This is a genomic window from Marinobacter sp. (assembly GCF_041687235.1).
Lineage (GTDB): Bacteria > Pseudomonadota > Gammaproteobacteria > Pseudomonadales > Oleiphilaceae > Marinobacter.
In genome coordinates this window covers 728758-751562 of record NZ_JAWLCH010000001.1, presented here as the reverse complement: position 1 = coordinate 751562, position 22805 = coordinate 728758, and the positions used below count along the sequence as shown (strand labels likewise).

At 56.1% G+C, this 22805-nt stretch carries 21 protein-coding genes and 1 tRNA gene; 6 read left to right on the top strand and 16 right to left on the bottom strand.

Annotation, left to right across the window (positions count from 1 at the left end; genetic code table 11):
- Positions 1–64: 64 nt before the first annotated feature.
- Positions 65–403, top strand: a complete 339-nt coding sequence (locus ACESMK_RS03305; protein WP_372995217.1) for a hypothetical protein — start codon at positions 65–67, stop codon at positions 401–403.
- A 13-nt stretch (positions 404–416) separates the two neighbouring features.
- A complete protein-coding gene (locus ACESMK_RS03300) occupies positions 417–1544 on the top strand; it encodes a phospholipase A (protein ID WP_372995215.1) in 1128 nt (375 codons plus the stop codon).
- A 71-nt stretch (positions 1545–1615) separates the two neighbouring features.
- Here the strand turns inward: ACESMK_RS03300 and ACESMK_RS03295 are convergent, their stop codons facing one another.
- The 5 genes from ACESMK_RS03295 to ACESMK_RS03275 form a co-directional block, all read right to left on the bottom strand.
- Positions 1616–2974, bottom strand: a complete 1359-nt coding sequence (locus tag ACESMK_RS03295; protein WP_372995213.1) for a phosphomannomutase — start codon at positions 2972–2974, stop codon at positions 1616–1618.
- Between the two features lie 9 nt (positions 2975–2983).
- A complete protein-coding gene (gene bfr / locus ACESMK_RS03290; protein ID WP_372995211.1) occupies positions 2984–3460 on the bottom strand; it encodes a bacterioferritin in 477 nt (158 codons plus the stop codon).
- A gap of 89 nt (positions 3461–3549) precedes the next feature.
- Positions 3550–3756, bottom strand: a complete 207-nt coding sequence (locus ACESMK_RS03285; RefSeq protein WP_372995209.1) for a bacterioferritin-associated ferredoxin — start codon at positions 3754–3756, stop codon at positions 3550–3552.
- A gap of 124 nt (positions 3757–3880) precedes the next feature.
- A complete protein-coding gene (locus ACESMK_RS03280) occupies positions 3881–4606 on the bottom strand; it encodes an LrgB family protein (RefSeq protein WP_372995435.1) in 726 nt (241 codons plus the stop codon).
- The gene (locus tag ACESMK_RS03275; protein ID WP_372995207.1) at positions 4596–4955 is read right to left on the bottom strand and encodes a CidA/LrgA family protein; all 360 of its coding nucleotides are present in this window, start codon (positions 4953–4955) and stop codon (positions 4596–4598) included. Before ACESMK_RS03275 ends, ACESMK_RS03280 begins: the two co-directional genes overlap by 11 nt.
- 75 nt (positions 4956–5030) lie before the next feature.
- On the opposite strand from ACESMK_RS03275, the gene ACESMK_RS03270 reads away from it, so the two are divergent.
- Together ACESMK_RS03270 and ACESMK_RS03265 are read left to right on the top strand one after the other, a co-directional pair.
- A complete protein-coding gene (locus ACESMK_RS03270; protein WP_372995205.1) occupies positions 5031–5576 on the top strand; it encodes a YaeQ family protein in 546 nt (181 codons plus the stop codon).
- Between the two features lie 90 nt (positions 5577–5666).
- Positions 5667–5743 (top strand) — tRNA-Arg (locus ACESMK_RS03265).
- A 461-nt stretch (positions 5744–6204) separates the two neighbouring features.
- Here the strand turns inward: ACESMK_RS03265 and ACESMK_RS03260 are convergent.
- Entirely contained in the window at positions 6205–7974 is a 1770-nt protein-coding gene (locus ACESMK_RS03260) for a PAS domain S-box protein (protein WP_372988075.1), read from the bottom strand.
- A gap of 115 nt (positions 7975–8089) precedes the next feature.
- On the bottom strand, positions 8090–9910 hold the full coding sequence (locus ACESMK_RS03255; protein WP_372988074.1) for a putative bifunctional diguanylate cyclase/phosphodiesterase: 1821 nt from the start codon (positions 9908–9910) through the stop codon (positions 8090–8092).
- A 649-nt stretch (positions 9911–10559) separates the two neighbouring features.
- Here ACESMK_RS03255 and ACESMK_RS03250 point away from each other — a divergent pair.
- Positions 10560–11222, top strand: a complete 663-nt coding sequence (locus ACESMK_RS03250) for an HAD family hydrolase (RefSeq protein ID WP_372988073.1) — start codon at positions 10560–10562, stop codon at positions 11220–11222.
- A 66-nt stretch (positions 11223–11288) separates the two neighbouring features.
- On the opposite strand, the gene ACESMK_RS03245 is transcribed toward ACESMK_RS03250, so the two are convergent.
- The 9 genes from ACESMK_RS03245 to ACESMK_RS03205 form a co-directional block, all read right to left on the bottom strand.
- Positions 11289–12194 carry an EamA family transporter gene (locus ACESMK_RS03245; protein ID WP_372988072.1) on the bottom strand — a complete coding sequence of 302 codons (906 nt, stop codon included), beginning with the start codon at positions 12192–12194 and terminating at the stop codon, positions 11289–11291.
- 19 nt (positions 12195–12213) lie between these two features.
- Positions 12214–13974, bottom strand: a complete 1761-nt coding sequence (locus tag ACESMK_RS03240) for a putative 2-aminoethylphosphonate ABC transporter permease subunit (RefSeq protein ID WP_372995203.1) — start codon at positions 13972–13974, stop codon at positions 12214–12216.
- A gap of 18 nt (positions 13975–13992) precedes the next feature.
- Positions 13993–15063: a putative 2-aminoethylphosphonate ABC transporter ATP-binding protein gene (locus tag ACESMK_RS03235; RefSeq protein WP_372995201.1), complete on the bottom strand. Its 1071-nt coding sequence runs from the start codon at positions 15061–15063 to the stop codon at positions 13993–13995.
- Positions 15064–15149: 86 nt separating this feature from the next.
- Positions 15150–16163 carry a putative 2-aminoethylphosphonate ABC transporter substrate-binding protein gene (locus tag ACESMK_RS03230; protein WP_372988069.1) on the bottom strand — a complete coding sequence of 338 codons (1014 nt, stop codon included), beginning with the start codon at positions 16161–16163 and terminating at the stop codon, positions 15150–15152.
- Between the two features lie 130 nt (positions 16164–16293).
- Positions 16294–17121 carry a phosphonoacetaldehyde hydrolase gene (gene phnX, locus ACESMK_RS03225; protein ID WP_372995199.1) on the bottom strand — a complete coding sequence of 276 codons (828 nt, stop codon included), beginning with the start codon at positions 17119–17121 and terminating at the stop codon, positions 16294–16296.
- Between the two features lie 19 nt (positions 17122–17140).
- Positions 17141–18292 (bottom strand): 2-aminoethylphosphonate--pyruvate transaminase, encoded by a 1152-nt coding sequence (locus tag ACESMK_RS03220; protein ID WP_372995197.1) that lies wholly within the window; start codon positions 18290–18292, stop codon positions 17141–17143.
- A gap of 17 nt (positions 18293–18309) precedes the next feature.
- Positions 18310–19542: an NAD(P)/FAD-dependent oxidoreductase gene (locus ACESMK_RS03215; protein WP_372995195.1), complete on the bottom strand. Its 1233-nt coding sequence runs from the start codon at positions 19540–19542 to the stop codon at positions 18310–18312.
- A 97-nt stretch (positions 19543–19639) separates the two neighbouring features.
- The gene (locus ACESMK_RS03210) at positions 19640–20368 is read right to left on the bottom strand and encodes a UTRA domain-containing protein (RefSeq protein WP_372988065.1); all 729 of its coding nucleotides are present in this window, start codon (positions 20366–20368) and stop codon (positions 19640–19642) included.
- 197 nt (positions 20369–20565) lie between these two features.
- Positions 20566–20958 (bottom strand): glutaredoxin family protein, encoded by a 393-nt coding sequence (locus ACESMK_RS03205; RefSeq protein WP_372995193.1) that lies wholly within the window; start codon positions 20956–20958, stop codon positions 20566–20568.
- A 151-nt stretch (positions 20959–21109) separates the two neighbouring features.
- Between ACESMK_RS03205 and ACESMK_RS03200 the strand changes: the two genes are divergently transcribed.
- The gene (locus ACESMK_RS03200) at positions 21110–22801 is read left to right on the top strand and encodes an FAD-binding oxidoreductase (protein WP_372995191.1); all 1692 of its coding nucleotides are present in this window, start codon (positions 21110–21112) and stop codon (positions 22799–22801) included.
- Positions 22802–22805: the final 4 nt, after the last annotated feature.

The window sequence follows — 22805 nt, the reverse complement described above, 5'->3', positions numbered from 1 at the left end:
TGTTTCAAGAACAATCCGGTTACCATGGTGTTCGCCGACGTTTTACCATTCAGGACCTGTTTCCATGACAAATACGGAACCAACTTCACCTCACCCGTTGCGCAAACCGCTGCTTGTTGCAGAATTTACGGCACTTGCTGTTCTGCTCGCATCCATGGGGTGGTTTTCCAGCCAGACGAGTGACGGCCAATCCATCAGCGCAGCCTGGCTCCTGATTCCCGCCGTCGCCAGCCTGGGAGTATTTCTCAGCTTCATCGGGCTGATGTACCTGCGCTGGGTTGCAACGGCAGACAGCGGCAACCGGTTCAAGCACAAGCTTATATTCTCGCTTCTGGCCGTCACCCTGATCGGCGTCTGGATCTATGGCATTGCCAACACCTGGTTCAGCCTGACTGCCAGCTAGGAGGCTCCCCACAATGACATCTTCACATGCGCCGACTCCTTCAAAAATTGCGCTTTCAATATCGGCGATACTTCTGGTCCCAACTGGCGTCCAGGCCGAACCCGGGGAAGAAAGCCAGATCGAGTCGCCGGAAAAGTGTGCACTGATCGAAGATGGCGTGCAGCGCCTGGCCTGCTTCGACAGCCTCTACAAGCCGGCAGAGCGTCAGGCCCGGGCTTCTGAAAGTGCCAAGGAACAAGCCGAGAACGACGTGGAGCGTCTTGCGCCAGACGGGGAAGATCTTGAAAACGTTGCCGGCGAAGCCCGGGAAGGCGCGACCGACGCGGGCGTCATGTCTGCGCTTGTGGATCGCTATGTCGCTGCCGAAAAGGCAGTGTTTTCGTTTTCCGGAAGCTTCGTGGGTCACCGGCCTACCTACATCCTGCCGGCGACCTGGGTAAAAGACCCCAACCCGGTTCCATCCAGCCCCAGGCTGGGGACCGTTGGCTACGATTATGATCTGGAGCGGGAAGAGGCCAAATACCAGATCAGCTTCAAGGTGCCGCTGCTGACAGGGCTTCTGGATGATCGCACAACAATGTGGTTTGGCTACACCCAGACATCCTTCTGGCAGGTTTATAACAAGGACGATTCCGCCCCGTTCCGGGAGACCAATTACGAACCGGAGATTTTCCTGAGGTATCAGACCAAGCTGGATCTGGGCCCCGGCAGGCTCGATGGCGTGACGATTGGTTTCAATCACCAGTCAAACGGACAGTCGGAGCCCAGATCCCGGAGCTGGAACCGGATTATGGGGTCAGCGGCCTACAGTTATGATCGCTGGCTGTTCATGGTCCAGCCCTGGTATCGCATTCCGGAAAACAACGACGATGACAATGCAGATATCGAGCGCTATCTGGGGCATGCCAACTATTATGCGGTCTACAAGCTGACCGAAGACCGGACGTTTTCGTTAAAGCTGATGAATAATCTGCGATCGGAGGATAACAAGACCTCGGTGGAGTTCGGGTACAGTTTTCCGATGGGGGATACGGTTAAGGGATTTTTCCAGTACTACAACGGGTACGGAGAGAGCCTGATCGATTACAACCACCGGATTCAGCGGTTTGGTATCGGGATCATGCTGAATGACTGGCTCTGACTTTGCCTTGACGCTTCGGCACAAGACCACTCGTCACGGGGTCTTGTGCCGATCGGCCCCGAGCTGCAGTGCTAACCCTCTTCGTTCAATCTCCCCATTTCAGCCAGCAATTCTTCCGTCTTCTCTTCCATCAACGGAATATCCGCCCTTGATTCCACGTTCAAGCGCACAACCGGCTCGGTGTTGGACATCCGGAGGTTGAAGCGCCAGTCGTCGAATTCGATGCTTACGCCGTCCACGTGGCTGACGCTTTTGGCGCCGACGCTGTATTTGGCTTCAATCGCGGCGATGACCTTGGGGGGATCATTGATGGTGCGGTTGATTTCGCCGCTGGCCGGGTAGGCTTCGATTCGGGCGTCGATGAGGGACGAAAGAGTCTGGCCGGACTGGCAGAGCCGTTCGGCGATCAACAGCCAGGGGATCATACCGCTGTCGCAGTAGGCGAAGTCCCGAAAATAGTGGTGGGCGCTCATTTCGCCACCGTAGACGGCGTCTTCGTCGCGCATTCTCTGTTTGATGAAGGCGTGGCCGGTTTTACTTTCGATGGCTTCGCCGCCGGCGGCTTTGACGAGGTCGAGGGTATTCCAGGTCAGCCTCGGATCGTGGATGACTTTGCCGCCGCCGGTTTTACGCAGGAACTGGTCTGCCAGCAAGCCGACGATGTAGTAGCCCTCGATGAAACGGCCGTTTTCGTCAAAGAAGAAGCACCGGTCGTAGTCGCCGTCCCAGGCGATGCCCATGGCGGCGCCTTCTGCGATGACGGCGTCGGCGGTGGCGGCGCGGTTTTCCGGCAGGATCGGATTGGGTACGCCATTGGGAAAGTGGCCATCCGGTTGGTGGTGCACTTTTACGAATTCGAAGGGCAAGTGCTGTTCGAGTTCGTCGATGACCAGGCCGGCGCCACCATTACCGGCATTGACGGCAATGGTCATTGGCGTCAATGAGGCCGCATCAACGTAGCCCAGCAGGTGGTCAATGTAGGCGCTCATGACCTCCAGAGGCTCATATCGACCCTGCTCCGGGGCATCACCGAACGGCTCCAGAACCCGATCGCGGATGTCGTTCAAACCGTTGTCGGAGCTGATCGGCCGGGATTCGGGGCCGACCATTTTCATGCCGTTGTGGTCTTTGGGATTGTGGCTGGCAGTCACCATGATGCCGCCGTCCATCTTGTAATGGCTGGTGGCAAAATACACCTGCTCGGTGCCGCACAGACCGATATCAAACACATCCGCACCGGCCGCCATCAGACCGGAGCTGAGGGCTTCGGCGATGTCCGGGCTGGAAAGGCGAATGTCGTAGCCTACGATGACTTTTTTGGCGCCGGTGATTTCCACATAGGCGCGCCCGATTTTCTCGGCCAGGTTCGGATTCAACTGATCCGGCACCCGGCCACGCAGGTCGTAAGCTTTAAAACAGGACAGGTCCATTGTCGTGTGTTACTCCGCAGAGGATGACTGAAGCTGGATGTAGTTCTGGATTCCCATCTGGGAAATCATTTCAAGCTGGGTTTCCAGCCAGTCGATGTGCTCTTCTTCGCTGTCCAGAATGCTGCGGAACAGTTCACGGCTGGTGAAGTCCTGCACCTCTTCGCAGTAAAGGATGGCCTCTTTCAGGTCGGTATGGGCAATTTCCTCCAGCTTGAGATCGCAGGAGATCATTTCCTCGACATTCTCGCCGATCAGCAGTTTGTTGAGATCTTGCAGGTTGGGCAGGCCCTCGAGAAACAGGATCCGCTCAATGAGCTGGTCTGCGTGCTTCATTTCGTCGATGGATTCTTCGTATTCCTTGGCCGCCAGTTTGGTGATACCCCAATCCTTGTACATGCGGGAATGGAGAAAGTACTGGTTGATCGCAGTCAGCTCGTTGCCGAGGACCTTGTTCAGATGCTGGATGACCTTTTTATCGCCTTTCATAGTCTGGCTCCCTGATGGCCGAATGAATCAGTCTCTTAGGATAGCCGCTTATCAGACAGGAGAAAAATAGAGCCAGACAATCAGGCCAGTCAGGCAGGCTGGGCCAGCATATTAGCCATTGCCATATAATCGGGTGAGCGACTCTCGCGCAGTATCTCACGTGCCGTGCAGGCGCAGCGTCCGCACTGGGTTCCAACACCCAGCTCCTTCCCAAGCTGGCGCATGGACGAAATGCCGTTATCAGCAGCTTCGCGAATTTCCCGGTCGGTTACGCCGTGGCAAAGGCAAACATACATAACAGTGACTCACCAATGACAATAAAGAATAATGATAATTATTGTCATTAGAATCCAAGAATGCAAGCCTGTTGTCTTAATTTTGTGCAACTATTTGTTGCCGGCTCAGCCATGCCAGAGCCTCCTACAAACGGAAAACCAATGGCAGCATCAGGGCAGTAAAAACACCAGTGAGCCCCATTCCGAGGGAGGCAAATGCACCGGCTGTATGGCTGATTTCGAAGGCCCGTGCCGTTCCTATGGCATGTCCATTCAGCCCCAGCGCAAAACCGAGAATACGTTCGTCTGTAACCGGCAAAAGCCGGGCGAGCAGGTCGACGAAGAGGGTTGCCACCACGCCGGTGATCAACAGACCGCCCATCATCAACGGCACCGAACCACCCAACTGCTCGGTTATACCGATGGCGATCGGGGCCGTCACTGACTTGGGCGCAAGAGACGCCAACACCTCCGGCGTGGCGCCGAGAGCCCAGCCAATGACCACGGCGTAAACCGCGGCCATGGTGGCAGCAATTGGCAGAGTGACCACAATCGGACGCCACATGGCACGGATATGGTGCATCTGTTGATACAGGGGGATGCCCAGGGCCACCGTGGCCGGGCCCAGTAGCACGGTGAGCCAGCGGGCGCCCTGCTGATAATCGTGATAGTCCACCGCCAGAATCGCAATAACACCGGACAACAGACACGCCGACAGAACCACAGGCGGTAGCCACAAGGGCCGGCCAACCCGGGAGAACAGCCAGTTACCGACAAAAAACGCGCCCAGGGTCAAACCGATAGCCAGAATCGGGGTGGTTGCCAGCGTATCCGGCAACGCCTGGAAACGAATGAGGAGTTCACTCACGATCACTGACTCCCCTGGTGGTCACCAGCTTCATCAGCACGAGCGTGGTCAACACACTCAGGAAGGTACCAACCAGCAAGGCGGCCGCGACTGCCAGCCACTGTCCGGAGAATTGATCAGCGGTAAAAAACACACCCACGACGCCTGGCATGATCAGCAACACCAGCACCGAAATCAGCCCCTGGCTGGCCAAAGCCAGATCATCGCTCACACTGCCCTTGAGCATCAGCGTGAACGTAATGACCACCATCCCCAGCACACCGCCACTCACCGGCAGCGCCAGCAGCAGGCGCACAGACTCGCCGAGAATAAAGAACAAGACCAGAACCAGAAAACCACGCAACATCGACATGCGCTTACACTCACCCGGGAAAGAATTGCATTACACTAGCCCAAACCACCACTTCGATACCAATGCAGGAAGCCCATGGCGCTCAAAGCAACCATCCTCAAGGCGACGCTCAACATTGCCGATATGGACCGCCACTACTACGCGGACCATCACATGACCATCGCCCAGCACCCGTCTGAAACCGACCTGCGCGTAATGATCCGGCTGCTCGCCTTTGCCCTGAACGCCAGCGACGCCCTGGAATTCACCAAGGGCCTGAGCACCGACGACGAACCGGAGCTGTGGCAGAAAGACCTGACCGGCGAGATTGAATTGTGGATTGAACTTGGTCTGCCCGAGGAAGACCGAATAAGGAAGGCCTGCAACCGCGCAGAAAAAGTGATCCTTTACACCTATGGCGACCGCGCCTTTCCGGTCTGGTGGGACAAACATCATGGCAAGCTGGAACGTTTCGACAACCTCACCATCATCCACCTGCCCGGCGATGACACGGAGGCGCTGGCCGCACTCGCGGACCGGTCCATGAGCTTCCAGGTGACCATCCAGGACGGCGAGGTAACCTTCAGCAACGACAACAACCTGGTAACCATTACCCCCGAGCAGCGACTGCCCCAAAACTGATGGCAGGACTTGGCCTCAGGGGCTGGACAGCGACCCGCTTCGCACGTAAGATTGCGCACTCGAAATCGGCGAGCCATCGTCGAGCTCGAAGCGCCCGTAGCTCAGCTGGATAGAGCGTTGCCCTCCGGAGGCAAAGGTCATAGGTTCGAATCCTATCGGGCGCGCCATTATTTTCAAAGGCTTGCGTGAAAACGCAGGCCTTTTTTATTTGGCTGTGTCCAAATTGTGTCCACTGTGTGTCCGTACAAATTCGGAAGGAAATTGGGGCGATCGCAATCTGACCTTTGCACTGAACGAAACCAAAGCGCCTCCGGAAAAAAAGATTCATTGAGGTCGCTACGGTCGCAAAGCGAACGTTCAGATTTTTGGAAATGCTAGCAGTGAACGGTGCCCTCGCTGCCATCGACGTCAAACCAGATCAGGCGATGGCCGAGGAGCAAAAAGCCGCTCGACCAAAGCGGCAACCCCAAAAGACCCCGCCGCCGGACTTCCTAGAATCTAGATCCACCACGAACCGGACAATCCCCAGTGCTGACCCAGCCACCGATGTTGCGTCAGCGTGTCAATATTCTAGGCCGTCATCCCAGACTGTAGAACCAAATGGGGCTTTTCCCGGCTTGGCAATGCCTCACTCGTCCTCACCGTTCAGGGATTGAAGAGCATCGGCAAGGGCGCGGACGCGCTGATTGGTTTGGTCAACCAGACGACGTATCTCAGAGGCAGATTCACCAGAGCGTTTCGCCAACTGCCGAACCTCGTCCGCGACAACCGCAAAACCGCGCCCAGCGTCGCCTGCCCGTGCAGCTTCGATCGCCGCATTGAGAGCCAGCAGGTTCGTTTGTTCGGCGATGCCATTGATAACTCCAATTATCTGCTGAATCTCGCTGCTGGAGGCCTCTACCTTGTCCATTTCTAGTTCCGTGACCTCAACGGCTTTGGCGCGGCTAGTCACGTCGATGCCGTAGGACACGAGATATTTGATTTTGCCTTCCGAATTGAATATCGGAGCGACGACCGTATCGAAGCGTTTCTGTTCTCTGTTCGCGCCTTTAAAGACCAGTAAATTCTTTACCTGTTCTCCATTCAAAACTCTGGCGAAATCCTCCTCGCCAAGCATCACTTTCAGATTGTTTGAACGGATTTCAGCGTTATTCGGATCCTCAGATCCAAGATGCGTGAGCATATAGCTATTGAAAGATTCCGGTTCTCCTGTAAGGCTCCATTGCATGATGCCGTTACTGACGCTGATAGCCTCAAACCGTCTTTCCGCTTCCAAGGCCCTTTGTTTTGACTCTGTTATGTCGGCCTGAATAGAGATGAAACTTGATAGCTTGCCCTCGTCATCGAAGACAGGGTTTATTGACACTGAAATCCAGTAAGCCTCGCCATGCTTGTTATAGTTCAGCAGCTCATCGTAAAAGGGTTCGCGATTTTTGAGTCTCTGGGAGATCTTTTCAACTGTTTCCGGGTTTGTGCCTGGGCCTTGCAACAACTCGCCCGGTTTCCTTCCCCGCATCTCCTCCGGCGAATAACCGGTTAGTTTTTCGAAGCCCTGGTTTACGTATCTTGTCCGGCCTGCAGCATCAGTTATGATGACAGCGTTATCCGTTTCATCAGCAACCATCGACAGCATTTTGAACTCTTCACGACGCTCAACCTCCTCGGTCACGTCTTTTACAAAAGCTGTGTACTGAATCTCTCCTTCAGGAAGCCGGATTTTCGAGATGGCAAAGCTGCCCCATCGGTGCTCACCATTTTTACGTACTACCGGGACCTCACGAGTAGAACCGACGATCTTGTTCTCGCCCGTTTCGCGGTTGCGGTTCACAAAACTATCATGGTTGCTGCGATACTCTTCGGGCACCAGCATTTTCACGTTTTTACCAAGCATCTCCTGACGGCTGTAACCCCAGAGTTTCTCCGCGGATGCATTGGCAAATGTGATCAGGTTATCACCATCGATCGTCACTACTGCGTCAAGCGCTTGTTCAAGCGTTTGATTAACAATTTCCTGGGCTCTCTTTTGAGCGGAGATGTCATGGACAAAGGCTGTGTATGTTGACTTACCCCGGTGCAGTACATGGGTTAAAGCGATATTTACCCAGGCTTTGCTCCCGTCCTTGCACTCCATCAGAACATCCCGCGAAGTGCCAACAATCCGGTTTTGGCCCGTTGAGCGATGATGCTCTATGAAACCATCATGCTTGCTTCTGATTTCTGCAGGCACCAGCATTTTTACGTTTCGCCCGAGGACCTCGCTCCTCTGAAACCCCCAAAGCTGCTCCGCCGCATCATTGAAATATATGACCCGGTTCTGCGCATCGATACTTACAACCGCGTGTATGGACTGATCCAGCGTTTTCTTGTAACGGCCATCAACGACCAAATCATTTAACATCTTGAAATCCCGAATTCGCGGTGAAGCTCATCACCAAATTTAAATCGCAATCGTAAAGTCTCGGTCCAATTCAACGGCTTTTGCTACAAAACCTTGAGCGCTTGCCTGCATCGCATCAGACAATGTCCGATAGGGCCAAGGGTAAACGCTCAAGTGCACGGGCCTCCATCGGCCTTGCCAGCAGAAAACCCTGTACGGCATCACAGCCCAACTCAGTTAGCGTTTTCAGCTGTACAGCATTCTCCACACCTTCGGCAATCACTCGCAGATTCAAGGATTTGGCGAGCGCAATGATACTGCGGCAGACAATATCGCCATCCACGGATTCGCCAAGCTGGTTGACAAAGCTTTTGTCGACTTTCAATGCGTCAAGCGGGAGTTGATGAAGTTGGCTCAGATTTGAAAAACCTGTGCCGAAGTCGTCGATATGGAAGGTGATCCCCAGTTTTTTCAAAGCCATCATGTTCTGCTTTGCTTGTTCAATGTCCTCTACGAGGCTGCTCTCCGTAATCTCAAACACGACTGAATCGCCAGAGAGGTTATGCCACCTCAAGGCACGTTCTACCCACTCAGGGAACGCCGGTTTAAGAAGATCCTGGGCAGAGAGATTAATCGCCACCGCAATGTTTTCTGTTTTCAGATACTGCCTGAGCTCCGGAACCTGTTGCCATGCCCGCTCCATCACCCAAGAAGTTATTTCATGAATCAGGCCCGTTTTCTCGGCGACTGGAATGAATTCGTCTGGCCCGATGCGCCCAAGCGATGGATCGTGCCAGCGCAACAGGGCTTCCACGCCGCAGATCTTTCCATCGGCAAGACAGTATTTCGGCTGATAGCAGAGGGTCAGAGACTCGTTGCGGGTTGCTTCTCTGAGTCTAGTCTCAATGTCTACCGAACGTTGATGTAGCGCAGCAGTTTCGGAACAGTAGAACGAAACAGTGCCGGGCAACGCCCGCTTCGGCCTGGCCAGATCTGACTTGATCAGCAACTGTTCTGGATTTTCACCATCGCCAGGATAAAGGCTGATGCCCACGGTCGGGATAATGCTTCTCCCGTCCAGAGTGAAAGGCTGTGAGAAAGCAACTTGAAGTTCCTGAAGGTATCTTTGGTGCTGCAGGTTATCGGTAGATTCAGTTTCCGGGTTTGTAATGGCTATCAGCGCGCAATAGCGACCATCGCCCAAATCGCCCGAAACACTCGCATTATCGAATAGACTGCGGATGTGGTCTGCAATCTCGCGATTCAGTAACGTTTGTTCTTCCAGAGACAGGTCAAGCGCGGAGATCGCGTAATTGTTGATTCTCACGACGACCATCGCAGCCTGCTGAATACTGCTCATCAGGGCACGGCTTTGCTCCAGAAAGAGCCGCCTGCCGGGGAGCTCAGAGCACGGGTCGAACAGCGTTTGCTGGAACAGTTGATTGCGCCAGCTTTCGAGGCGTGTGCCCTCATTCAGCTCCCTTTCAACAAGCTGGGCAAATTGAAGCAAAAAGTCCAGTTCCTGATCGGAGAATTCTCTGGGCTTAGTATCCAAGATGCAAAGCGTTCCAACGGCATAACCGCTCGTACTTCGCAACACTGCGCCGGCATAAAAACGCATCCCCTGATCCTTCACGAACGGGTTATCGTGAAATCTTGGGTCGCGCGATAAGTCATTTACTACAAGAAATCGTTTTTCCTCAATCGCATAATGGCACACCGCGATATTTCTGGAGGTCTCGCAGGCGTCCATGCCAACCCTTGACTTAAACCACTGGCGATTCTGATCGACAAGGCTCACCAACGCTGTTGGAGCTTTGAAAAAAGCTGATGCCAGGCGAGTTATACGGTCGAACCGGTCCTCGTCAGGCGTGTCAAGAATGTCCAGGCTTTGAAGTTCAAAGAGTCTTCGACTCTCGATTTCCGACAATTCTTGCGAGGTGTGTCCCCTATGCATAAGACTGTTTTCCTGGAAAGCCCTGGACCTAACAATTGGTTATATCGATATGATATTGCTCAGCGTTATTATGTTACTTCCCAAGCTTGAATTTTGATCACTCAAAAATGACCTGCGACAACATTTAACAATTTCCCAGAAGTGGTTTTCCGGGCTTGCCTACGAAGTTGTCGGGTTGGCGATGGTTCCTGAACTTAATCAGTTTAGGTCGGCATAGGAGCATTCACGCCCCAGTCGCCGATGAAGGTGAGAACTGATAAACATGCATCCTTACTAACAAAACATTGGTAAGGTCGCAAAGCGAACATTCAGACGGATAGGCAACGACTCTCCTTCGGCGAAATTCAGCCTCTTTTAAGGAATGTCCGCAGCAATGGGGTAGAACCCAAGCGAAAATTCAGGCGGATAAACCAACACTCACCTTTGGAGAAATTCAGCTTTGGATTTCCCCCAATTCCCGAACCTGAAGCCACCCAGGTTTCATATCAAACTACGATCCATGCCCTGGGTCAGGCGTTCCTCTATTTGCCTGACGAAATGGCGCTTCACTCGCGTCCAAACTGTCTGGACAATGAACTTTGCAACTTGCCCCGTAACAAACTCGTAACAGGCCTGAAGTACACTCTGGTATATACCAAAGGAGTGCTGCATGCTTGCAATTTTCGACCTGGACGAAACCCTGATTCGGGGCGACAGTTCTCAATTGTTCACCGAATTCCTCCGCGCTGAAGCTATAGATGCCGCCCCCGAGTCTGAGGCAAGGAATCGCGCGTTCATGAGTGCCTATACCAACGGCGACCTGGATCTCCAGGAATACATGGAATACAGCCTTGCACCTATTCAGGGTTGGCAGCGGGACCAGGTGGAGGCGCTGATTGATCGATTCGTAAAGGAGGTGATCCCTCCACGCGTGCTTCCAACAGGCCGGGAGCGCGTAGCCTGGCACAAAGCCCAAGGGCACGATCTGCTCATTATCTCGGCAACGGGAGAGCATCTGGTCTCGCCCATCGCCCGACACCTCGGCGTTGATGACGACATCGGCGTACAGGTGGAATGGCAGGACGACAACCTCAAAGGCACCATCGGAACCCGGCGCCCATTCAGGGATGGCAAAGTGACTGCCTTCAAGGAGTGGATCTCGACGCGCAACGACGTCCCTGAGAAGGTCTGGTTCTACTCAGACTCCCATAACGACCTTCCCCTTTTGAGATCTGTGGACTATCCCGTTGCCGTGAATCCGGATCCGATTCTGGAGCGCTACGCAAGGCGAAAAGGCTGGCGTGTGCTCATTGATGAGGTGGTACAGGCATGACCCTTCGTTACCTCAATCTAGCAAAAGCGACGCTTTGCCTCTCCCAAACGGAATCAAGGCGAACCATCACCCCAGAACCACCAGCAGCAATCCCGCAAGAATGGTCAGCACGCCGAATAATTTGGGCGCGTGCAGAGGTTCTTCAAGGAAATACCAGCCCAGTGCAACGCCGATAGGAATGCTGACTTGCCTGAAGGCTACCACGTAGCTGACGTCATCCGCATAGGCCATGGCCCACACAACCAGTACGTAGGTGCCGAGGATCAATACTCCCGCTGCCATGGTGCTGCGCCAGTTCGAGACCAGTTCCGTTAAAAGCCGTCGTTCGGTTGCCTGCAGGATCAGGCCAAGACTGAGCCATATCAGGGCCGACCAAGCCTGGAGGATGACAAAAACAAACGCCACCTCCCCATCCAACGCGATACCATCAAGTAGGTCTCGCATCTGATCCGTGGCGTTGTCGTCGACGAGCGAGTATCCGGCGGTGCTGGCAGCAGCGAGAAGGGCGAACAGGGTGGCGAGGTTGCGGTAGTTAGTTAGACGGAAATCCCGGAACCGGTGCATAGGCAAGATGATGCACCCCGCCACAATCAGAATAATACCGGCGACGGCGGCGGCGGTAATGGTTTCGGCCGTGCCCAGGAACAGAGTGCCGACCAACAGGATCAACAGGGGCGATGAGCGCGCCAGGGGGTACACCACCGACAGTTCGCCATGGCGGTAGGCCGCAGCCAAAAAGCTGAGATAGGTTGCCTGGAAAAAACCGGTGGCAACCACCAAACACCAGATACCCGAATCCAGTTCATGCAACAACGGGCGGTAGTACACCAGTACCGGCAGGGTCAGGAGTGCACCCCACAGGGTGCTGTACCAGAAGAACGCGCCGCTGGGGCTCACCTTCTTGCCAAACAGGTTCCAGCCGGCGTGGGCAAGGGCGGACACCAGAACAATAACAATCGCCGTAATGGTCATGGGGTTTGAGGCTGCTGACTCATTCCGTGCCCTGCCGCCACGCCCGGGTAGAACGGTCCACCCAGAACCGCAGTACCCCCTGGATGAGTTTCGCCACTGCACAGGTTGCCGTGATCAGGATGGCCATGGCCGCCGCCGGGGCGATATCACCGGCCTCGTCCATGTTCAGCACAGCCACCGAGGCCAATTGGGAGTCGTGGCCGTAAAGGAATACAACTGCTGAGACTGTGGTCATGGCATTCACAAACAGGTACAGGGCGACATCCAGGATGGCTGGCAGGCACAGGGGCAGCGTGACCGTGAACAGCACCCGCCATCGGGAAGCATTGAGCGACTCCCCCACCGCCTCGAACTCCTGGTCCAGTTGCTTCAGCGCCGTGACTGCCGTGAGGTGGGAAACCGCGTAGAAGTGCGTGACAGTGCAGAGAATCAGGATGAACAGGGTCCCGTAAATGCCGTTGATCGGGTTGTCCGGGTGGTTGAAGAAAAAGATGTAGGACAGCCCCAGCACAAGGCCGGGAACCGCCAGCGGCAGCAGCGAAAGAAACTGGAATACCCCGGTCAGCAGCCTCGACTGTGGTGTGCGTTCCATCAGCCAGGCGTTGAAGAAGACCAGTACAGTTCCGAGTACCATGGTGCCCAGCGCCATCTGCAGGCTGTTGGTGTAAGCCCCCCAACCACCGCCATCCATACGGCCGAATTGGTAGTTGTTCAGGCTAAGGTCGAGGTTGTAGGGCCAGAAGGTCACGAATGATGCGTAGATAGCCATGCCAATGATGGCGAAAATGAACATCACGGTCGGTGTCAGCATCAGTGCTCCCAGGGCGTCCCGCTTGCGATCCTGGCGGGGCCTGTAGGGCACGGATCTGGCCGTAAAGCTTGCGGATTGTTTGCGCTGCACATAGCGGTCAGCGATGAACGCCAGCATGGCCGGCAACAGCAACAGCACGCTGACCACCGCGCCCATCTCGAATTTCTGCTGCCCGATCACCTGCTTGTAGATGTCCGTGGCGAGGACATCGAACTGTCCACCAATCACCTTGGGCACGCCGAAATCCGTAATCACCAGCGTAAACACGACGAACCCCGCGCTCACTAGCCCATAGCGGGCACCGGGCACCGTTACAGTCCAGAAGGTGCGCCATGGGCTGGCTTTCAAGGCGGTAGCTGCTTCGTAATGGCGCCCATCGGCGTTGTCCATCGCCGTCAGCAAGATCATCAGGGCGTGGGGAAAGGTCCAGAAGCAGGAGCCCATGATAATGCCAATCGGCCCATAGATTTCAGCGCCGAACAGCCAACTTTTTAGTACGCCCTGATTGCCGAACAGGTACACCAGGCTGATCGCCGGCAACAGCGACGGCGCCAGGATCGGTAACACCAGGACACCACGAACCCAGCCGGTGAATGGCAAGCGCGTGCGGGTCAGTGCCCAGGCCGCCATGAAGGCCAGCGAAACTACAATCACAGTGCTGAGCCCGGCCACCCAGAGGGAATTGAAGAATGCAGATTCGATACCGCCGGAACTCAGGTAGTGGGCAAAGTTTTCCAGCCCGACAAATTCACCGGCCTTGTTCTCGACACTTTTCGAAAGCAGTGTGTAGAGGGGTGCGAGCACCAGCAGGGTCAGAACCAGACAACCGGTTACCAGCAACACTGCAAACACCCAACGGCCGGCGAGCCTCCGGCGTAATTCCGCCAGGGTCGGCCAATTGCGTGTGGTCGATGTCGAAAGCGTGGGAGTATCAATCATGGAAAACTTACCGGGGTCGGACTCAGACATTCGGAACTCCGCAGCCCGTCACGCAGCGAAGCAGTGCAGGGCGTCGGAAGGCAAATTGAGGCAGATACATCCGCCAACGCGCAGATCAAGCCGACGCGCGGAACGTGGGTCCACATCCACCACCAGGTCCAGCTCAATGTCCCTCAGGCGAATGTGTGTCCGGATGAAGGCGCCCAGATAATCCAGGGCCTGAACCTCCCCTTCCCATTCGCCATCCCCCTTGGGTAAGAGGTGAACATCTTCTGGCCGGATGGCCAGCTGGATACAACCCTCGGCTGTGGGCAATGGCCGGACCAGTTCCAGCTCGCGGTTTCCGACCTTCACGCGCTGCCCATTCAGAGGAGCGCTGTCGATAAAATTCATGGCACCAATAAAAGAGGCCGCAAAGGCGGACGCAGGTTGCTGGTATATGTCCAGTGGCGTACCGACCTGCTCAATCACGCCATTGTTCATAACCACCACCCGGTCGGCCATCGCCAGGGCTTCTTCCTGATCGTGGGTTACCATGATGGTAGTGACACCCAGTTGCTTCTGGAGGCTACGGATTTCACTGCGCAGGTGATGTCGCACTTTGGCATCCAGCGCCGACAATGGCTCATCAAGTAGCAGCAGGCCTGGCGACGGCGCCAGGGCGCGTGCCAGGGCAACCCGTTGCTGTTGGCCACCGGATAACTGCGCGGGGTATTTGCTGGCCTGGTCTTCAAGCCCGACAAGAGCCAGTAGTTCATCGACCCGGCTGCGGACTTGGGCCCTCGGCATGCCGATACTGCGTAATCCGTAGGCGATGTTGTCGGTGACCGTCATGTTCGGAAACAGGGCGTAGGACTGGAACACAATGCCAAAGTCACGCTCCCGGGGCGGCTTCAGGGAGATGTCCGTCTCGCCCTGGTGGAGCAGCCCTCCACTCTGGTGCTCAAGCCCCGCAATGATGCGAAGCAGGGTGGTCTTTCCACATCCGGATGGCCCGAGGAAACACACCAGCTCACCCGGTTCAATGGTGAGATTGATATCCTTCAGCGCGCAAAAATCGCCAAAGAACTTGTTGACGCCCTGGATTTCCAGGCGGCTTCCCTGGGTTTTCTGGTTCATGGTACCCCCTGCTCTTGAATAATCTGGCGCGGCGCCCGAAACCGGGCACCGCCTTGGCTTACCGGGCTAGCGCCCGACCCGCCAACTCACTTTGCTTCGGATTTGCCGTCGTAACGACGCGCCCATTCAGCCAGGATGGCCTCACGGTTACTGGCCGCCCAACCAAAGTCGTTGTTGATGATCAGCTCGTCCGCGTTTTCCGGAAAATACTTTACCGGCTGTGCCACACCCGGCATGCCCACGATGGCGTAGCCTTCGTTGTACATTTCCATGGCCTTGCGGGTGATGGACCAGTCAACCAGCGTTTGGGCGGCTTCCATCTTGTCCGTCCCGTCGACAATCGCAGTCGCTTCCACTTCCCAACCCAGGCCTTCTTCAGGAAACACCAGTTCAAGCGGCGCGCCCTGTTCCTTTAGGCGGGCACCACGGAAAGCGAAGGAAACGCCTATAGTGGTCTCTCCGGAAGCCGCCATCTTGCAAGGCTTGGAACCGGAGTGGGTGTAACGGCTGATGTTCTGGTGCAGCCCGTCCATGAACTCCCAGCCTTTGTCCTCACCCATCATCTGAAGCCATGCAGAGACGTCCAGGAAGCCGGTACCGGAGGAATTCGGGTTCGGCATAACCACATGGCCCTCGTATACCGGCTTGGTCAGATCATCCCAGCTGGAGGGCATTGGCAGGTTGTTTTTCTCAGCTTCGATGGTGTTCACACAGATGGCGGCCATCCACGCATCCATACCCACCCAGGAAGGTGTTTCATCGCGGTCGCGAAATTTCGGAGACAATTTTTCCAGCCCTTCCGGCGCATAGGGAACCAACATACCTTCATTTTTCAGCAGCAGCAGGCTGGTGCCTGCCAGTCCCCAGACCACATCCGCCTGGGAGTTCTGCTTTTCTGCCAGCAGGCGCGCGGTGACAACGCCGGTGGAATCGCGAACCCAGTTGATCTTGATGTCCGGATGGTCTTCGTTGAAACGCTCGGCGTATTTTTGGAGGTCCTCTGCTTCAACCGCTGTGTACACGGTCAGTTCGGTCTGGGCATTGGCATTCATGGCGACAGCCAGTGTGGTCAGGGCAAGGGCTTTTTTGAGGTGTTTCACGCAAGTCTCCTTATTACGAGGTCAGGTTGAGGCGCTCTCTTTCTGGTCTATACCAGTTTCGATCACCACTACCTTAGAGCTATTTGATTGCAAGGACGTGACAGCGATGTGACGTTTCCTTGGCCATCGCTTACGGATGTTCACCGGCTTGCAACCGCCGTCCAATATCGGCGAGCACATTCGGCAAATCCATAATGGAGTCAATCACATAGTGGGCCGCTGACTGCGCCATCACACGATGCCCGCGAACCAGAATGTCCGCTCGTTCAGCCTCGCTAAGGGCGGAAAGCTGCTCCTCGCTGAGCCCTACCGCATTCCCGGACGCCACAACCGCCACTGTCCACATACCGGCGTTCAAGCCCTCTTCAATACCTGTAGTCGTGTCGTCAACTTTCACGCAGCCCTGCACGGCGGTGATTCCCAGTTCGAGCGCATTTTTAAAACTCATATGAGGCGCCGGCCTTCCCTGAGGTACTTCCGTTGCCACAACGACGCTTTCCGGCTCAAAGCCCTGGGCAGCCAGCCCTGGCAGCATTACGTTCACCATTTCGCGGCTGTATCCGGTATTCACACCGAGTTTGATGCCCTGTTCACGGAGTTGCTCCTGCAGAGCCAGGGCCCCAGGGACCAACTTGGTGCGTTCAGCAATGGCCGCTGTCTGCAGCGGCAGAAAGGCGTTATAGAGTCGATCAATATCCGGGCGTTCAGGCTCACTGCCGAAAGCATTGCGCCACTGGTTTCGGATTCGTGGCATCGCCAGTATGCGGCGGATGTGTTCGCGTTTTTCAGTGCCCATGGGCTCACGGGCTTCCGCTTCGGACAGGTCGATGCCTTCTGCTTCGAACAGCTTCATAAAAGCCTGGATGGGCGCCAGTGATCCAAAGTCCACGCAGGTGCCGGCGAGGTCCATAATCACCGCCTGGAGCGGCCCAGTGTAACGACGGGTATAGGTATGCATAACGTTCTCCCTTCAGAATTCAGACGGTTTCGAGGTTGTCGGGTGCAACAGCGGGCGCCGCAACGGGTATCGACAGGCCGAGCTCCTGGCAGGCCTCGGCAACTGCGGTAATAACGGCGTCAATCTGTTCATCGTGGAGCTGGCCAATGCAGCCCACCCGAAAACTGTCCGCAACGGTGAGTTTGCCGGGGTAAATGAGGAAACCACGAGCTTTGATCGCGTCGTAGAAGCGACGGAATTCAAATGCCGGGCTGTTCGGAGACAGAAAGGTGGTGATGATCGGCGACAGCCACTCATCCGCCAGCAATGTCCGGAAGCCGATCTCACGAAGGCCACTCACCAGACGATCCCGATTGCGGCTGTAGCGGGCCAGACGTCCGTCCACACCACCCTCGGCTTCGTGTTCGCGCATGGCCTGGAGAAAGGCGCCCACCACATGGGTGGGCGGGGTGTAGCGCCACTGCCCGGTTTTCTCCATGTATTGCCACTGGTCATGGAGATCGAGGGACAGGCTATGGCACTGGCCGGCTGATGCCGATAGCAATTCCCGTTCAACAATGGCGAAGCCGAAACCCGGCACACCCTCGAAGCACTTGTTGGCTGACGACACGAGGGCCGCACAGGGCAGCTCGACCACATTGATCGGCAAGGCGCCAAAGGCGCTCATGCTGTCGATGATCAGGCGCTTGCGTGCCTGTCGGCACACTTCGGCAATCTCTTCGATCGGATTAAGAATGCCGGAGCTGGTTTCACAGTGAACCACCACAACCTGTTCAATCTCGGGATGCTCTTGTAAGGCAACGGCAACCTCGTCGCCGCGCGGCGGGTGGTAATCCCCCTTATCAATGGCCAGATACGGGCGCCCCAGCGTGTCGAGAATTTTGCCGATCCGCTGCCCGTAGGCTCCGTTCATCAATACCAGGGTTGTACTGGCTGGAGGAATCACCGTACCAAGCGTGGCTTCCACCGCAAATGTGCCGCTGCCCTGCATGGGCACGCAGACATGGCTGGCACTGCCGCCTGCTACGTTCAATAATCGCTCACACATTTCGGCTGTTAGGCCGTTGAAGTCGCTATCCCAGGAGCCCCAATCGTGCAACATGGCCTGTTTCACGGAGAGGCTGGTGGTCAATGGACCGGGAGTGAGCAGATACGGATCTTTCTGGGTCATGGAGATCTCCATCAGATTTAGCCGGTGCGCTTGCGGGCGCGAGCCTCGGCGCAGCGGCGGATGAAATCGGGGCTGTAGGCATCAATGGCGCCGAAGCGATCCAGGCGGAACGGTTCGGGGGTTACGAAGGTGCTCTGGTTGGTTGCCAGCTCAGCGACTAACCGGCCGATACCACCGGACATGCCGATACCCGCGCCGGAGCAGCCGGTGGCGGCCATGAAACCCTCGACACCCGGCATTGGGCCCAGCAGGGCAAAACCATCCGGCGTGTAACTAGAGACATTGCTGACGTAGTGAGCCAGTTGTAACTCGTCCAGCACGGGAAGCTGTGAGCGAAGTGCCTCGTAGCCGCTTTCAAGGGCCAGGTCGCCCGTCGGGTCCGTATCGAAACGAAAACCCTGGAGGTTGTCCGGTAAAGCATTGGGATGAGCCACGACCGATTGCGGGTCTCGTAGCCCGAATAACAATCCGCCCACTTCCGGGCGGGCGTAGGCGCCGCTATCGGGCAGAATCGTCATCGGGCCGTCGGTGGTCACACGTGAGTGTGGTGCGGATATCCAGTAATGGCTGCGAACCGGTGCCATGCCAAGGTGAATTCCCGCCTGCATTGCCAGCGCCGTGCTCCAGGGACCGGCAGCATCAATGACAGTTCCGGCAAAGATCGTCTCGCCATTTGCGAGGCGCACGCCCGTGACCTTCGAACCGTTCCTCAGGAGTTCGCAGACCGTCCGGTTCAAAAGAATCCGGGCGCCATTGCGCCTGGCGTCGGCGGCATAGGCCTGGCAGAGAGTATAGGGGTCAATGTAACCGTCGTCTGGCAACCATAGGGCAGACGTATCTGATGCCAGCTCAAGCCAGGGGGCAAGTCGCATTGCATCGGAGCTGCCGATCCGTTCAGCGGACACTCCTGCCTCATCGGCTCGCTGGGCAGTTTGTTCAATCTGACGCTGTCCACCGGGGTACTCCGAGACCTGCAGACTACCCACTTTTCTCAGGGGCAGCGGCTCATTCCGATCCTCGCCCAGCTCTTCAATGGCCCGGAAGGTTTCCATCACCATATCCGTCAGTGCGCGATGCGGTCGAATACGGGTCAGAAGTGCCGCAGCGTGGCTGGTCGTCTGCTCACCCAGACCATGGCGCTCAATAACGACAGCGCTGAGGCCGGGCACCCGACTGAGATAACGGGCTATGGCGCACCCAAGGATGCCGCCTCCAATGATAACGACATCCGGGTGATTGACTGTGGGCATGATTGCTCCTCGCTAATCTGGTATAGACCAGTTTGGCGAGGAACTATGACGATTTAATGAAGGCCTGATGACAGTCCAGCGGCAAGGTCGGCTCGGATCAGCTCACGTCGACCTGGATGCTCAACGCATCGTGCAACCAGAACTCTTCATCAAACTCTACGAAACAGCCGTCGGCATCCCGACTGCAGCGGGTAACATAGAGACCGGCTGTACCCGCTGTCACCCCAATTGCACTGGCTTGCGGATCCACCAACGCCGTCGGATACATTTCGATCTGTTTACCGCGTAACTCCACGCCATACTGCTCTCGCAGCAACTTCCAGAGGGAGCGGTCGAAGTTGTAGGTTTCAATACCTGGCAGACGCTTGGGATTCAGGTAAATGTTCTCGACCAATACCGGTCGATCATCAATCTGCCGGCGGCGCCGAAGCCAGACAATCGGGTCACCAACCGTAAGGCCGGTCCGGGCAGCCAACCAGGTGCCAGCCTGCGTGGGTGTCACGTCTAGCGTTTCGGTTGCAGGAACTCGGCCTTGCGCTGTTACATTCTCCGAGAAGCTGTAGTCATGTGTGGGTTTGTAGATCAATCTGGGAGGCGACACAAACCAACCTCGCCGGTTTGAACGGTAGATACGGCCTTCCGCTTCAAGCTGAGCCAGTGCCAGTCGGGCCGTGACCCGAGTCGTGTTGTGCTCTTCCGCGAGAATACGCTCGGAGGGCAACCGGGTATTGGGCGTTAAAAGCCCTTTCTCGATCCGCGCAGCCAATTGGTCTCGCACTCTAAGATAGAGAGGCGCAGCGCCTTCCCCATCGACCCGATCCTGCATGCTCTCGCTCCTTAGCCCAACAAAACCATCCAATATAGACCAGACAGGTCACGCCATTATGACAACCACTCGGTGCTTTTTGCTCCGCTGTCCTGATTCCGACCACCCATTTCCCAACAGTTGCGCACCTGTTTCCGGGGAGTGACATCTACCGATGCATCACCTGAAGCAAGGTACCAATCTATCAGCGACTGCCATCAAACCGGCTCAAACCGCTCCTGCAACCACGCCTTGATCTCATCAGACTCGTAAAGCCAACGCTCACTGCCATCCTCCTGTTGAATCTTCAGGCAGGGCACTTTGATGCGGCCGCCGCCAGCCTCCAGCGCCGCACGATGCTCCGGATCATGCTGGGCATCGCGGGTTTCGATGTTGAGGCCAAGCCGGGCGATTTCCTTTCTTACCTTGATGCAGAACGGGCAGGCCTTGAACTGGTAAAGAGCGAGGTCCTTGCTGGCCTCGTCGGCGCGGGCCTGCTCTTCAGCAGAGCGGGTAACGCTTTCGGGCGTGCTGAGCTTTTCACTGAGCAGCATGAAGGGCGTCAGTACCAGACGCAGGGTGCGAAAAAAATAACGAATAATAACTCTCATGGATAAGGCTCTAACTCCTCGTTGAAGGTGGCCTGGAAGATATCAGCCTTCAGGGAAGATTTGCGTCCCTGATAACCGTGTACGAGGATATCATTTCAAAAGATGAAGTGTTCAGAGTAACGGGGCATAACCCTCATTGATGGAGAATCCGATGTCTGAATCCGGCACAAAGTCACTTCGCAAACCCCTGAGATTCTGGGGCTGGGGCTATGCAGATGAGGATCTGCACCCTGAAGAACACGCCATGATCGAGACCGTTACGAACATGTTCGTGCCGGAAGGCGTGGTGGAGATTGAGCCGCCAAAGGTTGAAGACTTTGACCTCCCGGCATCCCGGTTATCGTCAGTCCCCGGACATCTCTCAGACATTGTTTCCACCACCACCTACGACCGCCTGGTGCATAGCTACGGAAAGTCCTACGCCGATATGGCCAGGATGCTGATGCGGGAAGTGCCCAACCCGCCCGATGCCGTTGCTTTTCCCAAGGCGGAAGACGATATCCAGCAGCTGTTCCGCTATGCCTCCGAAAACAACATCGCACTTATTCCGTTCGGTGGCGGCACCAGTGTCTGTGGCGGCGTGGAGCCCGATGTTGGCGACACCTACCAGGCGACGATCAGTGTCGACATGGAGAACCTGAACCGGATTCTGGAGATTGATCCTGTCAGTCGTCGCGCACGCATTCAGGCCGGCATCAAAGGCCCCGACCTTGAACAGCAGTTGAAACAGCACGGTTTGACACTGCGCCATTATCCCCAGAGCTTTCCATTCGTGAGCCTCGGCGGAATGCTCGCAACGCGCGCTGGCGGCCATTTTGCCACCGTATACACGCACATCGAAGACATGGTGGAAGCAACCCGGCTGATCACGCCAAAAGGCATCATCGAGACCCGCGCGTTACCCGGATCAGGCGCGGGACCTTCGGCAGACCGCATGATCTGTGGTTCGGAAGGCATGCTGGGAATCATTACCGAAGCCACCATGCGACTGCAGCATCGCCCGACCTGGCGGGCCACTGCGTCACTGCGTTTTGATCGATTCATGAAGGGTGTCGACGCGGTCAGACAGATCGCTCAATCGGGCTTATTTCCCTCGAACTGCCGCCTGCTGGATGAGGCGGAAGTGATGATCAACAGGATCGCCGACAGGCCTTGCGCCATACTGGTTCTTGGTTTCGAATCCGCGGACCAATCCCAGGAGAACAAAATTGAGCGGGCCGTGGCGATTGCCGAGGAACACGGCGGCGTTTTGCAAAAAGATGGCATTGCCTACAATTCCGATCATTCAGGGAAAGGATCAAACGAAGCCGAGTCCTGGCGGAACGCTTTCATTCGCATGCCGTACTGGCGCAACCGATTAACCGCCATGGGCATGATTGCCGACACTTTCGAAACTGCGATCACTTGGGATAAGTTCCCGAGCCTCTACAAGGCGGTAAAATCGACCATGGAGTCTGCGCTTCGCGACATCACCCAACGGCCGTTTTCATTTTCCTGCCGCTTTACCCACGTCTACCCGGACGGCCCGGCGCCCTATTTCACCTTTTACTGCGTGGGCGACACGACCGGCAATCTGGGCAAGGCCCTGGAAAAGTGGAAACAGCTCAAGCGCATCTCGATGGAAGTGCTGGCTGAGCAGGGTGCGACCGTTACTCACCACCATGCGGTCGGCCGGGATCACCGTTATGGCTATGAACAGCAGACGTCACCGCTGTTCCGCCAAACCCTGGCTGCCGGCAAACAGTTTCTGGACCCCCACGGCATCCTCAACCCGGGGGTACTGATTGATACGCAGGATAAACACATGGGTATTACGGGTGTTTTTTCCGACGTCGAGTTTTAACCCG

What these genes read in the sequence shown, in the direction of transcription:
- ACESMK_RS03205 (WP_372995193.1), bottom strand. Translation starts at nt 20,958, where the DNA reads ATGAGAGTTATTATTCGTTATTTTTTTCGCACCCTGCGTCTGGTACTG.
- ACESMK_RS03245 (WP_372988072.1), bottom strand. Translation starts at nt 12,194, where the DNA reads ATGACCATTACGGCGATTGTTATTGTTCTGGTGTCCGCCCTTGCCCAC.
- ACESMK_RS03235 (WP_372995201.1), bottom strand. Translation starts at nt 15,063, where the DNA reads ATGAACCAGAAAACCCAGGGAAGCCGCCTGGAAATCCAGGGCGTCAAC.
- ACESMK_RS03240 (WP_372995203.1), bottom strand. Translation starts at nt 13,974, where the DNA reads ATGTCTGAGTCCGACCCCGGTAAGTTTTCCATGATTGATACTCCCACG.
- ACESMK_RS03300 (WP_372995215.1), top strand. Translation starts at nt 417, where the DNA reads ATGACATCTTCACATGCGCCGACTCCTTCAAAAATTGCGCTTTCAATA.
- phnX (WP_372995199.1), bottom strand. Translation starts at nt 17,121, where the DNA reads ATGCATACCTATACCCGTCGTTACACTGGGCCGCTCCAGGCGGTGATT.
- ACESMK_RS03215 (WP_372995195.1), bottom strand. Translation starts at nt 19,542, where the DNA reads ATGCCCACAGTCAATCACCCGGATGTCGTTATCATTGGAGGCGGCATC.
- ACESMK_RS03220 (WP_372995197.1), bottom strand. Translation starts at nt 18,292, where the DNA reads ATGACCCAGAAAGATCCGTATCTGCTCACTCCCGGTCCATTGACCACC.
- ACESMK_RS03270 (WP_372995205.1), top strand. Translation starts at nt 5,031, where the DNA reads ATGGCGCTCAAAGCAACCATCCTCAAGGCGACGCTCAACATTGCCGAT.
- ACESMK_RS03250 (WP_372988073.1), top strand. Translation starts at nt 10,560, where the DNA reads ATGCTTGCAATTTTCGACCTGGACGAAACCCTGATTCGGGGCGACAGT.
- ACESMK_RS03305 (WP_372995217.1), top strand. Translation starts at nt 65, where the DNA reads ATGACAAATACGGAACCAACTTCACCTCACCCGTTGCGCAAACCGCTG.
- ACESMK_RS03275 (WP_372995207.1), bottom strand. Translation starts at nt 4,955, where the DNA reads ATGTCGATGTTGCGTGGTTTTCTGGTTCTGGTCTTGTTCTTTATTCTC.
- ACESMK_RS03255 (WP_372988074.1), bottom strand. Translation starts at nt 9,910, where the DNA reads ATGCATAGGGGACACACCTCGCAAGAATTGTCGGAAATCGAGAGTCGA.
- ACESMK_RS03210 (WP_372988065.1), bottom strand. Translation starts at nt 20,368, where the DNA reads ATGCAGGATCGGGTCGATGGGGAAGGCGCTGCGCCTCTCTATCTTAGA.
- ACESMK_RS03295 (WP_372995213.1), bottom strand. Translation starts at nt 2,974, where the DNA reads ATGGACCTGTCCTGTTTTAAAGCTTACGACCTGCGTGGCCGGGTGCCG.
- ACESMK_RS03285 (WP_372995209.1), bottom strand. Translation starts at nt 3,756, where the DNA reads ATGTATGTTTGCCTTTGCCACGGCGTAACCGACCGGGAAATTCGCGAA.
- ACESMK_RS03260 (WP_372988075.1), bottom strand. Translation starts at nt 7,974, where the DNA reads ATGTTAAATGATTTGGTCGTTGATGGCCGTTACAAGAAAACGCTGGAT.
- ACESMK_RS03200 (WP_372995191.1), top strand. Translation starts at nt 21,110, where the DNA reads ATGTCTGAATCCGGCACAAAGTCACTTCGCAAACCCCTGAGATTCTGG.
- bfr (WP_372995211.1), bottom strand. Translation starts at nt 3,460, where the DNA reads ATGAAAGGCGATAAAAAGGTCATCCAGCATCTGAACAAGGTCCTCGGC.